Source organism: Methanothermobacter sp., from assembly GCF_049720995.1.
In the GTDB taxonomy this organism is placed as follows: domain Archaea; phylum Methanobacteriota; class Methanobacteria; order Methanobacteriales; family Methanothermobacteraceae; genus Methanothermobacter.
Map to the genome: position 1 here is coordinate 20,278 of NZ_JBNASF010000003.1, position 13,777 is coordinate 34,054.

Annotated in this window: 12 protein-coding genes; 5 read left to right on the plus strand and 7 right to left on the minus strand. The window is 49.5% G+C overall.

What is annotated here, in order from left to right:
* The first annotated feature begins 4 nt into the window (after nucleotides 1-4).
* The 5 genes from ACPLJI_RS01740 to ACPLJI_RS01760 all read left to right on the plus strand — a co-directional run bounded on the left by ACPLJI_RS01740 (nucleotide 5) and on the right by ACPLJI_RS01760 (nucleotide 4,975).
* On the plus strand, nucleotides 5-1,114 hold the full coding sequence (locus tag ACPLJI_RS01740) for a sensor histidine kinase (protein ID WP_424730515.1): 1,110 nt from the start codon (nucleotides 5-7) through the stop codon (nucleotides 1,112-1,114).
* Nucleotides 1,115-1,241: 127 nt separating this feature from the next.
* Nucleotides 1,242-1,826, plus strand: a complete 585-nt coding sequence (locus ACPLJI_RS01745) for a site-2 protease family protein (protein ID WP_424730516.1) — start codon at nucleotides 1,242-1,244, stop codon at nucleotides 1,824-1,826.
* Nucleotides 1,827-3,017 (plus strand): YcaO-related McrA-glycine thioamidation protein, encoded by a 1,191-nt coding sequence (locus tag ACPLJI_RS01750; RefSeq protein ID WP_424730517.1) that lies wholly within the window; start codon nucleotides 1,827-1,829, stop codon nucleotides 3,015-3,017.
* 199 nt (nucleotides 3,018-3,216) lie between these two features.
* A complete protein-coding gene (locus ACPLJI_RS01755; RefSeq protein WP_424730191.1) occupies nucleotides 3,217-3,900 on the plus strand; it encodes a TfuA-related McrA-glycine thioamidation protein in 684 nt (227 codons plus the stop codon).
* Nucleotides 3,863-4,975: a 7-cyano-7-deazaguanine synthase gene (locus ACPLJI_RS01760; protein ID WP_424730192.1), complete on the plus strand. Its 1,113-nt coding sequence runs from the start codon at nucleotides 3,863-3,865 to the stop codon at nucleotides 4,973-4,975. Before ACPLJI_RS01755 ends, ACPLJI_RS01760 begins: the two co-directional genes overlap by 38 nt.
* 56 nt (nucleotides 4,976-5,031) lie before the next feature.
* Here the strand turns inward: ACPLJI_RS01760 and ACPLJI_RS01765 are convergent, their stop codons facing one another.
* The 7 genes from ACPLJI_RS01765 to carA all read right to left on the minus strand — a co-directional run bounded on the left by ACPLJI_RS01765 (nucleotide 5,032) and on the right by carA (nucleotide 13,749).
* Nucleotides 5,032-5,448 (minus strand): hypothetical protein, encoded by a 417-nt coding sequence (locus tag ACPLJI_RS01765; RefSeq protein ID WP_424730193.1) that lies wholly within the window; start codon nucleotides 5,446-5,448, stop codon nucleotides 5,032-5,034.
* Complete coding sequence (locus ACPLJI_RS01770) at nucleotides 5,441-6,286, minus strand: CBS domain-containing protein (protein WP_424730194.1); 846 nt, start codon at nucleotides 6,284-6,286, stop codon at nucleotides 5,441-5,443. Before ACPLJI_RS01770 ends, ACPLJI_RS01765 begins: the two co-directional genes overlap by 8 nt.
* A 39-nt stretch (nucleotides 6,287-6,325) precedes the next feature.
* Nucleotides 6,326-6,757 carry a universal stress protein gene (locus tag ACPLJI_RS01775; protein ID WP_424730195.1) on the minus strand — a complete coding sequence of 144 codons (432 nt, stop codon included), beginning with the start codon at nucleotides 6,755-6,757 and terminating at the stop codon, nucleotides 6,326-6,328.
* A gap of 4 nt (nucleotides 6,758-6,761) precedes the next feature.
* Nucleotides 6,762-7,910 carry an amidohydrolase family protein gene (locus ACPLJI_RS01780; protein ID WP_424730196.1) on the minus strand — a complete coding sequence of 383 codons (1,149 nt, stop codon included), beginning with the start codon at nucleotides 7,908-7,910 and terminating at the stop codon, nucleotides 6,762-6,764.
* Between the two features lie 158 nt (nucleotides 7,911-8,068).
* Nucleotides 8,069-9,397 (minus strand): PKD domain-containing protein, encoded by a 1,329-nt coding sequence (locus ACPLJI_RS01785; protein ID WP_424730228.1) that lies wholly within the window; start codon nucleotides 9,395-9,397, stop codon nucleotides 8,069-8,071.
* A gap of 67 nt (nucleotides 9,398-9,464) precedes the next feature.
* Entirely contained in the window at nucleotides 9,465-12,644 is a 3,180-nt protein-coding gene (gene carB / locus ACPLJI_RS01790; RefSeq protein WP_424730197.1) for a carbamoyl-phosphate synthase large subunit, read from the minus strand.
* Nucleotides 12,645-12,666: 22 nt separating this feature from the next.
* Nucleotides 12,667-13,749, minus strand: coding sequence for a glutamine-hydrolyzing carbamoyl-phosphate synthase small subunit (gene carA / locus ACPLJI_RS01795; RefSeq protein ID WP_424730198.1), 1,083 nt, complete (start codon nucleotides 13,747-13,749; stop codon nucleotides 12,667-12,669).
* Nucleotides 13,750-13,777 lie beyond the last annotated feature (28 nt).

Sequence of the window (13,777 nt, forward strand, 5' to 3'; positions counted from 1 at the left end):
TGAAATGTCTGATAGGGACTGGGAAACCCTAAGGGAGAAGATAATAGGGTTCGGTGAAAAATCCATAAGAAAGAGTTACTATCCCCGTCTTCAGGAGTCACTCGCAGAACTCAGGAGGTTCAAAAAACTCCTTGACTGTACAGATGACGCCATATTCCTGGTTAAAATACCCGGAGGTGAACTTACAGACGCCAACCGATCGGCCTGCGCAAAACTGGGGTATTCAACCCGTGATATACCCGGGCACAGGATCTATGATCTTCTGCCCGAGGACATGCATCCCCGCTTCAGTGAGATCCTTGAGGGTAATGATGAAAGGATAACAATGGAGGGGCACCTTATAAAGAGGAACCGCGAACTGATACCTGTTGAGATAAAGGTGGACCTGGTTGATTTTGATGGTGAAGGGTACGCTGTCCTGGTGGCCAGGGATATAACCGAGAGGCTGAAGATGGAGGCGGAACTCAGAAGGTCCCTGAGGGAGAAGGAGGTCCTTCTGAGTGAGATACACCACAGGGTAAAGAACAACCTCCAGATAATTTCAAGTCTCCTGAGCCTTCAGAGCCACAGCATCAATGATCCCACCTGCAGGGATCTCCTTGAGGAAAGCCAGGACCGGATAAGGTCCATGGGACTCATACATGAGCAGCTATACCGCTCAGGTGATTTCAGCTCCATAGACTTTGGATTGTACGCCTCCAGACTCCTGAAAAACCTCCAGAGGTCATACTCCCAGGGAAAGGATATAAAATTCTCACTTGAAGCCGATGAGATAAATTTGAGCCTTGAGACCTCAATTCCCCTTGGCCTCATACTGAGTGAACTGGTAACCAATGCACTCAAGCATGCCTTTAAGGGAAGGGATAGGGGGAAGATCACAGTCAGATTTAAAAGGAGGGACTCTACCTGTATTCTTGAGGTGAGGGATGATGGCGTGGGGTTCAGGGAGGAGGATCTCAGGAAGAGCAAGTCCCTTGGCTTCAAACTTGTTGAAATCCTCACAGAACAGCTTGACGGAACCCTCACCTTTTCAGGGGCAGACGGTGGACTTTTCAGGATAGAATTCAGGGAGCCACCCTACACCGACAGGATGTCAGTGGATTCTAAGAAATAATCTTCCAAGGCATTTAATTTTTCGACATAAATCAGGGGATTGCCATTAAATTTCTTCAGATAATGTAAAGGCAGTCTCAATCCAGCAATGGAAAGCATTATAAGCCCCGTGCCATGTTAATATAAACATGGTTAGATTCAGTAAGGGAGAGGTAAGGGATATTCTGATCTCAATGGTCGTGATCGCAGGGGTATTCGCCTATGTGTTCTCAGCTAGAAACCTGCAGGTCGCGCTGATTCTGCTTCCGGCAACCCTGGTTACCGTGGGGCTTGGATTTGTCCTCCATGAGATCGCCCATAAGTTAATGGCAATGAGGTATGGATTCTGGGCCGAATACCGGCTCTGGCCAGAGGGCCTAATACTGGCTCTTGTAACATCCTACTTTGGATTCGTCTTCGCAGCCCCGGGGGCCGTTTACATTCATGGAACCTACATTGACAGGGATGTTAACGGGAAGATATCAATTGCAGGACCCCTCACCAACATGATGCTGGCCCTCATATTCCTCATGGCCTCATCTGTACTTCCATCCCCATTTAGATATGTTGCTGTACTTGGATACACCGTTAACAGCTTCCTTGCCCTCTTTAACCTCATACCCATCGCTGTACTTGATGGTGCCAAGGTTTTCAGATGGAACCCCCTCATATGGCTCATTGCAGCCGCATCTGCATTTGCACTCACATTCACCAGACTGTTCCAAGTGATCTAGATGTTCCGGGATATCCCTGTTAAGTATGTTGGATGCACGCACCGGGCCATGAAGCCCTCGGAGACACTCAGGGCGTTCAGGGAAAAACTCAGGGCCATAGGTGTCACAAGGATAACCGAGATAACGCACCTTGACCGTATAGGCATACCGGTATTCTCAGCCATAAGGCCAACAGCAGAGGAGGGTGCCGTTAGCATATACGCAGGTAAGGGTGCCACCAGAAAACAGGCAAGGGCCTCTGCAATGATGGAGGCCTTTGAAAGGTACTCTGCTGAGAGAAGTCCCCTGGACGAAACACTGCGGGCCCATCCATCTGATATGGATAAACGGGTGGACCCTGAAGCACTTATTCTCCCTCAAAACGTTGATAGAGACTCTGAAGTTGAGTGGATAATTGCAGAGGACATAAAGAGCCAGGAAAAGGTTCATGTACCTGCAAATGCAGTGTTTCACCCTTACAATCCCCCTGAGGGATGTGTTAGTCTCTTCAGATCCAACACCAATGGACTTGCATCCGGCAACGTCCTGGAGGAGGCCATATTCCATGGTCTCATGGAGGTTATAGAGAGAGACGCCTGGAGCCTCTTTGAGGCTAGGAGGGGCCCCAGGATAGAGATCGACTGCTCAGGGACAGATAACAGGATTATAATGTGTCTCCTTGAAAGGTTCCAGAGGGCAGGGGTTGAGATAACACTTGTGGATCTCACCGCTGACACTGGCGTTGCAACGGTTGCCGCGGTTGCAGATGATGTTGTGCTCAGGGACCCTGCACTCCTCACCATGGGTGTGGGGACCCATCTTGACCCTGAAATTGCAGTTATAAGGGCCCTCACAGAGGTTGCCCAGAGCAGGGCTACCCAGATACACGGTACCAGGGAGGACACCGTAAGGGCGGAGTTCATGAGGAGGGCCGGTTATGAGAGGATGAAGAGGCTAAACAGGCACTGGTTCTCTGAACCCGATGATACAGTTGCACTTGAGGATATGGATGATCTCTCAAAAAGGTCATTCCAGAGGGACCTTGAGATCACCCTGGATAAACTGAAGAATGCTGGTCTGAAACAGACACTCTATGTGGATCTAACCCGTGATGTTGGTGTTCCAGTTGTAAGGGTCATTGTACCGGGACTTGAGGTTTTCTCTGTTGACCCTGAAAGGGTGGGGGGACGCATAAGGTCATCCCTCAGATAAAAACATCCAGTACATCACATGAAAGAGACATAGGGTAACAGATGAAAGGATTAAGTGACCCTACACACTAGATAACTCATATACATGAAAGAAAGATCATAATGAAAGGATTAAGTGACCCTACACACTAGATAACTCATATACATGAAAGAAAGATCATAATGAAAGGATTAAGTGACCCTACACACTAGATACTCATATGCCTGGAAGAAAGATCATAATATTTACAGGACCATCGCTTTCACACAGTGAGGCATCAGATATCCTCAGGGCAGATTACAGGCCACCGGTGAAGCGGGGTGACATCCATGACGCTCTCTCTGAGAAGCCATATATAATAGGGATAATTGACGGTGTTTTCCATCAGAGCCCGGCAGTGGGGCACCGTGAAATCATTAAAGCCCTCAGGAAGGGTGTTACCGTTGTTGGGGGGGCCAGTATGGGCGCACTAAGGGCCTCCGAACTTCATGAACTGGGGATGGTGGGAGTCGGTCGTATCTTCAGGGCCTACCTCAACGGTGATTTGGAATCTGATGATGATGTTGCAGTTGCCTTCAACCCTGAAACCCTTGAGGCCCTCTCTGATTCCCTTGTGAGCATTCATTTTAACTTTAAAAGGGCCCTCGAAAGGGGCATCATCGGTGAAGATGACTTCAGAGAACTCATGAAAATCGCCAAGAACCTTTTCTACCCCCTGAGGAACTACCAGAGGATTCTGCATGATGCAGAAATACCTGAAAACAGAAAGGCATCCCTCAGTTCATTCCTTGAATCTGAAGGGAGGGATATAAAAAGGGAGGATGCCCTTGAGGTTATAAATTACATTAAGCGACTGGTAAGCTCTGATGATCAGGATCAGGGATGTGGACCTCATGAATCTTGAATCAAAGATAAAAAAGGTGAAGGATGCCCTTAAGGGTAGGAGGGTTGCTGTTGGATTCTCGGGTGGGGCTGATAGCACAGCACTGCTTGATATTGCAGTGGAGTCTGCTGATGCCGTTGCTGCATTCACAGTTGACACAGGTGTCATGCCCCGTGGCTTCATAGAAAATGCGTCATCAATTGCCCGATCCCTTGGGGTGGAGCACTTTATAATAAACAGACCTCTGCTTGAAAACCAGGAATTTGTGAGTAACACCCCCCAGAGGTGTCTTGTATGCAAGAACATCATATACACCTCAATACTCCATGAGGCCAGAAAAAGGGGATTTGAGGTGGTCCTGGATGGCACCACTGCAAGCGACATGTTGGAGGACCGCCCTGGAACCCTGGTTAACCATCTCCTGGGGATAGAGACACCTCTACTTGATGCAGGGATTACGCGGCGTGATGTCCTTGAATATCTAAAAAAGAGGAACCTTGAATATTCAGAGAACACCACATGCCTTGCAACAAGGATAAAGGATCAGGAGATAACACCTGAAAGGATAAACAGGGTCTCATATGCTGAAACCCTCGTCAGGGGACTCTACGGTGAGGGCACCGTGAGGGTCAGACATGAGGGGGATTCTGCGATAATAGAGGTTGATGAACCAGAGAGGCTCCTCAGTCCCGGAAATCTGAGGCATATAGAGAATGAGTTGAGGGCCGTTGGGTTTAAGAGGGTGCTTCTGGACCTCACAGGCTATAGGGGGGGTGAGGATGACATCGTACTCTACAGGCCCTGCAGGGATGCTGAATCAAGGATAATGTTCGAGGTTAAACTGCCCTACCACATCGATATAAAGGAAACCTGTGAAAAGCTGGGGGAGATGGAGCCCCGATGCTCAGAGAAGATGGGTGTTGTCATGGTTGAGGTGGGTGACAGCAACGTGACCATCTTCAGGAACGGGAAGATAGTGGCAAGAAGGGTGATAGACAGGGAGGATGCTGAGGATGTGCTCCTTGAGGTGCTGCCACACATCATAAGGGAGCAGGGAGAGATGCATTCACAGGATAACTCCCAATCAGAAGCATGATTGCCCGGAAGAAGGTAATGTGGGACCTCAGATTATAGGTTCATTGGATTGTCCGGTCACAGGACCCTCTGGACATTCTCATCAACCCTTCTTCTGAAGGCGGTGATCCTCTGAAGGAGACCCCTCGAATCATCACCCCTTAAAATAAGTCCATAGGGTGTGCTGAATTCAATCCCATCGGCACTTATCTCATTGAAAATTATCTCAACCTCAGTGGAGTCATCAGGGAGGTCATCTGTCCTCACCGTGTAATCAATCAGTAGCTCATCGTGGGGGAGTACCTCCGAGACGGTCCTCTTCAGTGTCATCTCCAGCACATCCAGCAGTGTTTCAATAACAGGCAGATCATACCACCAGCAGTATCCGAGGAGCATCTTGATCTCGATGTCCCTTATTGAGACCTCACCATGGTTCTTAGCCGCCACCCTCAGAAGACCCTTTGAGGCCTTCAGGTTTATCCTCTGGTCACTCATTTGAATCAATCAGAGCATTTATAAGGTCATTGGCCCTTGCAAGCCCTGTGAGGTTTCCCTCATAGTCTATGATGGGTATCTGTTCAATGTTCCTCCTCTTCATTTTCCTTGCGCAGGAGGTGACCGTGGTTGAGGTGGTTGCGGTGACCACATCTGTGGTTGCAACATCCCTGACTTCCTTATCAGAGAATTTGAGCTGGTTTTTTATAACGTAGAGCACGTTTTTGCTGTCCCAGGACCACCTGTCACCCTCTGTACCCACAGATGTGTTATGAACCGTGCTTTCAGATACAACCTCACTCTCATTTATGAAGTCGGTCTCTGTGAGGACCCCTGAGAGTTCACCGCGGTTATTAAGGGCCAGGAGGACCTTCAGCCCGAAGTACCTCATTATCTCAAATGCCACACTGAGGGGTGTTCTGTCCCATGTTGTGGGGATGTTCCTTGTCATGTAATTTTCCACTGGTTCATCGATTTCCATCTCTGCAATTGCACCTGCAACCAGGTCATAGCTTGTCACTATACCCACAAGCCTGTCCTGGTCCACAACGGGGACCCTCCGTATGTTCTTCTCAAGCATCCTCTCTGCAGCCACCCTGACATCATCATCGGGGGCGACTGTCACGGGATTCCTCGTCATTATCAGCGCTATCTGCTCCTCATCCGGATTCTCAACAAGATCTGATCTTGTTATTATCCCCACAAGTTCCTCTGTTCCCTTCTTAACAACCGGGAGCCCTGATACATTCTCCTCTCTCATGAGTTCAAGGGCTGTTGCCCTGTTTCCTGGAACAGTTACATAGTGTATTTTCTCTGACATTATCTCCTTTACAAGCATGACCAACACCAGAAGTGAGTCGGTTAAAAAAAATGGTTTTCAGTGCACAACAAGGACCGGGCAGCCGGCGGACCTTACAACCTTCTCTGCCACGCTGCCCAGGAGGAATCTGTCAAGGCCGTGTTTGCCTGAGGTTCCCATGACCACGAGATCCACGCCCTCCTTCTCCACTGTCTTCAGTATGGCCTCTGCAGGTGAACCCTCATCGGTCCTGAGTGTCAGTTTAACACCTGCCCCTGATTCCTCAACAAGCTTCTTAACGGCTTCAAGGGATCTTGATGCCTCCTCCTCGAGCATCTCCCTCAGCCTTATTATAAGGTCGTCTGCCGGGAGACCCACAAGGGATGATGTCTCCATAACTGTTAAAGCAATTATCTCGGCTCCACTTTCCCTGGCGATCCATATAGCATGTTCAGCTGCCTTGTTGGCATGTTTTGAGCCGTCGGTTGGGAGCAGGATTTTACTGTACATAGCCTCACCTCTTAACTAATTTACCTTTTATTATTAAATATATTATATTTTTCGATTCAGTGCGGTTTATGATGGATAGGTAGGGGTCAGTGGATAGTTTCTCGCTGATCATTAGGTCGGCCGGGAATCCCTCCTCAATAACACCCCCGCCAGTTATCTCCGAGGCGTTAACGGTTGCCATCCTCATCACCTCAAGCGGTGGGAAGTACTCGCCTGTGGATCCCCTTGTAACCTTCAGGGTGTACTCCATCTCCCTGAGGATATCCGGTGAGTTGAACATGACGTTGTCTGTGCCAAGAAGGAGATTTATGCCCATCTCATGCATCCTCTTAACCGGGGGTATGCCTGCTGAGAGCGCCCCGTTGGATCTCGGGCACAGCACAACCGATGCCCCGCTTTCCCTTACAATTTCAAGGTCATCCCTGATTGGGTTTGTGAGGTGCACCAGAAGCTTAAATCCGGCTTCCACAGCCCTTTCTACCTCAGTCCTGCCGGTCTCCTCAAGTGACCTCATCTGGGATTCTGGGTGCTCTGCAACGTGAATCGATGCAACCTTACCCATCCTTTCACATTCATCAACGATTATGCGGGCTGCCTCATCGGTTATCTCGCCCATGCCGCTTGGTGCAAACCCGTCAGATACCTCAAGGATCCTCCTCACAGCACGCCTGACATCGGCATGTGATGCCTCAGGGTCAAAGACAGCAGGATCCCTGCCGAGTATCATTCCCTTCAGTGGGAGATCTTCCATTGCTTCAGTGAGGAGTTCAACACCACTAACACCACCCTCCCTGTAGTCAATGAATGACCCCACACCATGGGCCATCATCTCAGCCATTGCATCCTTCATGGATGCCTTAAGTTTCCAGCGTGGTGATGATTCAAGTATCCGGTGTTTCAGACCACTGGGGGGCCTCACTATATCCTCAATTGGTCTCCCATCCCCCACGTCCATTGCAACTGAATCTCCAAGGTGCACGTGGGAGTTCACAAGGGCGGGTGCAACTATGAGGTCTGATGCATCAATCCTGTTGCTTCCAGGGATCCTATCATGTGTTATCTCGGCTATGATACCATCCTCAATGAGGAGGTTTGTCCTCTCGGGTTTCAGACTGGAGCCGCGGAGGACAGTCCCGTTTTCAATAACAAGCATGTTTAATTATTGGTTTTTGCCCTTTTTATCCTTTGTGAATCCAGAAAACAAAGAAAAATTGAATCCATATGTTGTGCTCAGGAATAATTAAAAAATGAATCCAGACCACCACTACAAACCAAAAAAAAGAAATAACCAAAAACCAGAACACCAGAACTTCAGAACTTCCTGATGTTGTTTGTTTCTGATTTCTCAGAGACCCTGTTGTAGTAGTCGACCTTAACAGTCCCCCTGGAGTACCTGTAGTAGGTCTTCAGTGTGACCGTTGCACCGGGGTTCAGTGTACCTGTGTAAACCTGTTTATAATTCTTTGTTGAGTAGCTGCCATACCACACCCGTGTGTAGAAGTTTCTGGCTGCAGCTGTCCCCTGGTTCTTAACGTATATGTAGAGTGTGCTTCCAGATTTTCTTGTTCCTGTTACCACAAGGTCTGGTTTCGGGTTTCCAACCGTGATCATCTTCTTCTTAACTGATATCAGGCCGTTGCTATCTGTCGCGGTCAGTGAAACTGTGTAGTAGCCCTCCCTTGCATAGGTGTGGGTGACCTCTTCAGAGGTTGCTGTTGAGCCGTCACCGAAGTTCCATTTGAGTTTTATTGTGTCGTTATCAGGGTCATATGCAAGTGATCTGAAGGTGAATGCCCTGACTGATGCTGAACAGCAGTAGGTGTATGTGAATTCCGCCACAGGTTTGCTTCCTGTGAAGTTGGGTTTGACCTTGGTTCTGTACCATTCCTCTGCAGCGGCATCATCATAGGGTGTTGTATTGCCGGCCTTTGGGAATGTCCCGTTCCAGTCCCCGACGAAGGCTGCGTATCCGTGGTCGTTGCGCCAGATGGTTGTGCCATTGTAAACTGTACTATTATTTATAACCTCAAAGTTCTTCTGGTTGGCCTCATGGAAGTTCCTGGAGCCGTTCAGGAAGTCATATATTATCTCTGCACCATCCCATGCTGTGGCATAGTAGTTGGCTCCTGAACCTGTGAACATCCTTGAGAAGTGGTAGATGGTCTCTATGGGGTTTTTAACCTCATAATCCTCAACCCATCCAGTTGAGAAGCAGGCGTGGAGCAATATTGCGGGTATTCCTTCCTTGAAGGGCAGGTAAAATGTCTGCCCATTGACCTGCACCATGTCACCTGCACCCCATATGTAGCCGTCACTTGCAACCAGGGAAAATGGTGGACTGGCATATCCCCCACGGCAGTCATAGTTCCCTGACATGTATCCGCCATGGCCCGCGTATATCACAGCATCTGCACCGTACATGCCCTTGAGTATGTTCTTAACGGTTGCATTTTTCCGGTAGAGTTCAAGTACCTGGTAACCCTTATTCTTGAGGGTTGTTGCAACCTTCTTTGCCTCCTCATACATGCAGCTGCTATCTGAGAGGCTGTCTGCAACTATGAGTATGTGGGCCTCTGATAGGGGTAATGCAGTGAGTGATAATATCATGAATGCAGCGAGCATGAGTTTTCCATATCTCATGTTCTTCACCAGCACATCCTATAATATCACAACACTTTAAAATTTAAAAGAAAGTTGGTGCCAGGGGTCACATATCGTGGTATTCCTCAAGGGACTTCACGGTTATCCTCCCAAGTCGAACAGCCTCAATGGCATTAAGGGCTGCCCTTGCCCCGGCCAGTGTCGTAACGTAGGGTATTCCAAGTTCCACTGCCATTCTCCTTATTAGATAGCCATCGTCGGCTGACTGCTTCCCTGATGGTGTGTTGATTATGAGACCAACTTCACCATTGAGTATGGAGTCCCTTATGTTTGGTGACCCCTGGCTCACCTTCCTCACAACCTCTATATCGGCTATGTCACTGACCGCCCTGGCTGTCCCGCGGGTTGCCATGATCCTGAAGCCCAGGTCACTGGCCTTTTTAACGATGTCGGCTATCTTATCCTTATCCTGGTCCCTGACGCTTATGAACACCTTGCCCTCTGTGAGGAGGTCCATGCTGGCAGATAACTGGGACTTGTAGTAGGCTATCCCGAAGTTCTCATCGATACCCATTGCCTCCCCGGTGGATTTCATCTCAGGGCCCAGCACAGAGTCTGCCCCCGGCAGTTTTATGAAGGGGAACACTGACTCCTTCACCGCCACATGGTCTATCTCCTTCTCCTCTGTTAGTCCAAGGTCACTGAGCTTTGCCCCCATCATCAGCCTGGCAGCAATCTTGGCGAGGGGAACACCGGTGGCCTTGCTGACGAATGGAACTGTACGGCTGGCCCTGGGGTTCGCCTCGAGTATGTAGACCGCCGGGTCAGAGTCGGGTTTCACCGCATACTGGATGTTTATTAGGCCGACAACATCCAGTTCAAGGGCCAGTTTCCTGGTGTACTCCTTTATGGTTTCAATTATTTCCTTCGGGATGCTCTGGGGTGGTATCACACATGCCGAGTCCCCCGAGTGGACTCCTGCCTCCTCTATGTGCTCCATTATCCCGCCGATGTATACGTCAGTTCCATCGGACAGTGCATCCACGTCAACCTCTATTGCATCCTCAAGGAACTTATCCACCAGGATGGGGTGCTCAGGGGATACCCTCACAGCCTCCCTCATGTACTCCTCAAGCTCCCTCTCATCGTAGACTATCTCCATTGCCCTTCCACCGAGGACATATGATGGCCGTACAAGTACAGGGTACCCTATGCGTTCAGCCACCTCCCTTGCATCCTCAAAGGACTTGGCGATCCCGTAGGGTGCCTGGGGTATCCCCAGTTTATCAAGGACATGGGTGAACCTTTCACGGTCCTCAACCCTGTCTATGCTCTCATGAGGTGTTCCCAGTATCCTTACACCCTCCTCTGCCAGGGGTACAGCAAGGTTTATGGATGTCTGACCTCCGAACTGTACGACGACACCCTCCGGTTTCTCCTTATCCACCACAGCAAGGACGTCCTCCAGTGTGAGGGGTTCGAAGTAGAGCTTATCAGATATGTCGTAATCTGTACTCACGGTTTCAGGGTTGTTGTTGACCATTATGGTCTCATAACCCTCCTCACTGAGGGCCATCGCCGCATGTACACAGCAGTAATCGAATTCTATACCCTGACCTATCCTTATTGGACCCGAACCTATGATGAGGACCTTTTTCCTGTCTGAGACCTCAACCTCATCTTCAAGGTCATGGCAGCCATAGTAGTAGGGTGTTTTCGCCTCAAATTCGGCTGCGCATGTGTCAACCATCTTGTAGACAGGTTTTATATTATTCCTGATCCTGAGAGACCTTATTTCAGATTCTGCAAGACCTGTTATTGATGCCAGCCTTGAATCTGAAAAGCCCATCCTCTTGGCCTTAAGGAGGACCCGGGGATCCCTCACGGATTCTCTGGTGAGGGATGACTCAAAGTTCACTATATTCCAGATCTTCTCAAGGAAGAATGGATCTATCATTGTTAACTCATGTATCTCATCTATACCCATACCATCCTTAAGGGCAGTATAGATCTGGAACAGTCTGAGGTCAGTGGGGTTCTCAAGGTCTCTCCTTGTGTATGGTATCTCCATGAATCCATCTGCACCTATATCAAGGGATCTTATGGCCTTGTTAAGGGACTCCTCAAGGGTCCTTCCTATGGCCATGACCTCACCAGTGGATTTCATCTGAACCCCTATCTCCCGGCTTATTCCCCTGAACTTATCAAAGGGCCACCTTGGAATCTTTGTCACGATGTAGTCGATGGCTGGTTCAAAGGATGCCGGTGTTTCCTTTGTTATGTCATTCTCTATCTCATCGAGGGTCATGCCCACGGCTATCTTGGCGGCTATCTTGGCTATGGGGTAACCTGTGGCCTTTGATGCCAGTGCACTGCTCCTGCTCACCCTCGGGTTCACCTCTATGACCTTGTATTCCCCTGTCTCCGGGTGAACAGCGAACTGTATGTTGCAGCCCCCCTCAATCTTTAGGGCCCTTATTATCTTTATGGCCGCATCCCTCAGTCTCTGGTTGTCCTCGTCACTGAGGGTCTGGGCCGGTGCAACCACCACGCTCTCCCCTGTGTGTATGCCCATGGGGTCAATGTTCTCCATGTTACAGACGATTATGCAGGTGTCATTGCGGTCCCTCATGACCTCATACTCGAATTCCTTCCAGCCAAGGACAGACTGGTCTATGAGGACCTGGTTGATGAAACTCATCTCAAGGCCCCTTGTGGCTATCTCAATGAGCTCATCACGGTTCTGGGCCACCCCACCACCGGTACCCCCAAGGGTGAATGCTGGCCTGACTATAACAGGATACCCTATCTCCTCAACAGCTTCAAGAGCCTCTTCAACTGAATTTACCGCCCTCGCTGCGGGTACTGGCTCGTTGAGTTTCCTCATGAAACTGTCAAAGAGGTCACGGTCCTCAACGTTTCTTATGGTCTCAATGGAGGACCCTATAACCCTCACACCCTCAAGGGCCCCCATCTCTGCAAGGCCTGTCGCAACGTTGAGGCCTGTCTGTCCCCCCATGGTTGGGAGTACTGCGTCGGGTTTCTCCTTTTCGATTATCTTTGCAACTATCTCAGGTGTTAGGGGCTCCACATAGACCCTGTCGGCCATGTCCATGTCGGTCTGGATTGTGGCAGGGTTTGAGTTCACAAGTACTGTCTCGATCCCCTCCTCCCTCAGTGATTTGCATGCCTGAGAACCCGAATAATCAAATTCAGCAGCCTGCCCTATCTGTATAGGGCCGGATCCTATGATAAGTACCTTGTTGATGCTTTCATCCCGCGGCATTTTATCCCCATCTTCTCTTCTACTAGTATTCTTTCATAACACTTACAAGACGATCAAAGATGTTCATGGTATCATGTGGACCTGGTCCTGCCTCAGGGTGGTACTGGACACTGAAAACCGGGAGTTCCCTGTGCTCTATTGCCTCAGGTGTCCCGTCGTTGAGGTTCAGCTGTGTGATCTCAATATCCGTCCCGCTGACTGAATCCGGGTCGATGGTGAACCCGTGGTTCTGGGATGTTATTGAGACCGTGCCTGTCCTGAGGTCCTTCACCGGCTGGTTTATACCCCTGTGCCCGAATTTCATCTTGTATATGCTGGCTCCAAATGCAAGGCCGATTATCTGCTGTCCAAGGCATATCCCGAATATTGGCAGCTGTTCTGATAGTGTTCTGACCGTGCTTATGGCCTTTTTCACCCTTGTGGGGTCACCAGGTCCGCTTGATATGAGGAGTGCGTCAGGGTCATATTCCATTATTTCCTCGGGCTCCATTCTGTAGGGTACAACCACAACACCAGCGTCCCTTTCAAGGAGGGCCTTTATGCTGTTTCTCTTGATTCCACAGTCAACTATAACAACCCTCCTCTCTGCGTCCTCATTCATTGTGACTGGTTCGGTAACACATACCCTGTCCACAAGGTCCATCTCGGTTATGTCTGGCTGGTTCAGTGCCATCTCAAGGAGTTCATCATCATCAATTTCCTCCGTTGCAAGGGCACCCTTCATGGTCCCCCTCTCCCTTATCTTTATGGTGAGGGCCCTTGTATCAACGCCGGCTATGCCGGGGATTTCATATTCCTCCAGGAACTCTGAGAGTGTCTTTTCTGATAGCTGATGTGAGGGTTTCTGGCATTCCTCCCTCACTATCAGGCCCTCAACCTTTATCCCATCTGACTGGTACCATTTCTCAGATATTCCATAGTTGCCCTGCAGGGGGTAGGTTGGCATGAGTATCTGGCCCTTGTATGAGGGGTCGGTGAGCGATTCAACATAGCCAGTCATTCCAGTTGCAAATACAACTTCCCCCGTCTTAACTGTTTCAAATCCAAATGCCTCTCCTCTTATTATTGTACCATCTTCCAAGGCTAATTTTGCTTCCCTAAACATTTCACCACCGTGATCATGACTTCTGACC

What these genes read in the sequence shown, in the direction of transcription:
- ACPLJI_RS01755 (WP_424730191.1), top strand. Translation starts at nt 3,217, where the DNA reads ATGCCTGGAAGAAAGATCATAATATTTACAGGACCATCGCTTTCACAC.
- ACPLJI_RS01780 (WP_424730196.1), bottom strand. Translation starts at nt 7,910, where the DNA reads ATGCTTGTTATTGAAAACGGGACTGTCCTCCGCGGCTCCAGTCTGAAA.
- ACPLJI_RS01740 (WP_424730515.1), top strand. Translation starts at nt 5, where the DNA reads ATGTCTGATAGGGACTGGGAAACCCTAAGGGAGAAGATAATAGGGTTC.
- ACPLJI_RS01745 (WP_424730516.1), top strand. Translation starts at nt 1,242, where the DNA reads ATGGTTAGATTCAGTAAGGGAGAGGTAAGGGATATTCTGATCTCAATG.
- ACPLJI_RS01760 (WP_424730192.1), top strand. Translation starts at nt 3,863, where the DNA reads ATGATCAGGATCAGGGATGTGGACCTCATGAATCTTGAATCAAAGATA.
- carA (WP_424730198.1), bottom strand. Translation starts at nt 13,749, where the DNA reads ATGTTTAGGGAAGCAAAATTAGCCTTGGAAGATGGTACAATAATAAGA.
- ACPLJI_RS01750 (WP_424730517.1), top strand. Translation starts at nt 1,827, where the DNA reads ATGTTCCGGGATATCCCTGTTAAGTATGTTGGATGCACGCACCGGGCC.
- ACPLJI_RS01765 (WP_424730193.1), bottom strand. Translation starts at nt 5,448, where the DNA reads ATGAGTGACCAGAGGATAAACCTGAAGGCCTCAAAGGGTCTTCTGAGG.
- carB (WP_424730197.1), bottom strand. Translation starts at nt 12,644, where the DNA reads ATGCCGCGGGATGAAAGCATCAACAAGGTACTTATCATAGGATCCGGC.
- ACPLJI_RS01785 (WP_424730228.1), bottom strand. Translation starts at nt 9,397, where the DNA reads ATGAGATATGGAAAACTCATGCTCGCTGCATTCATGATATTATCACTC.
- ACPLJI_RS01775 (WP_424730195.1), bottom strand. Translation starts at nt 6,757, where the DNA reads ATGTACAGTAAAATCCTGCTCCCAACCGACGGCTCAAAACATGCCAAC.
- ACPLJI_RS01770 (WP_424730194.1), bottom strand. Translation starts at nt 6,286, where the DNA reads ATGCTTGTAAAGGAGATAATGTCAGAGAAAATACACTATGTAACTGTT.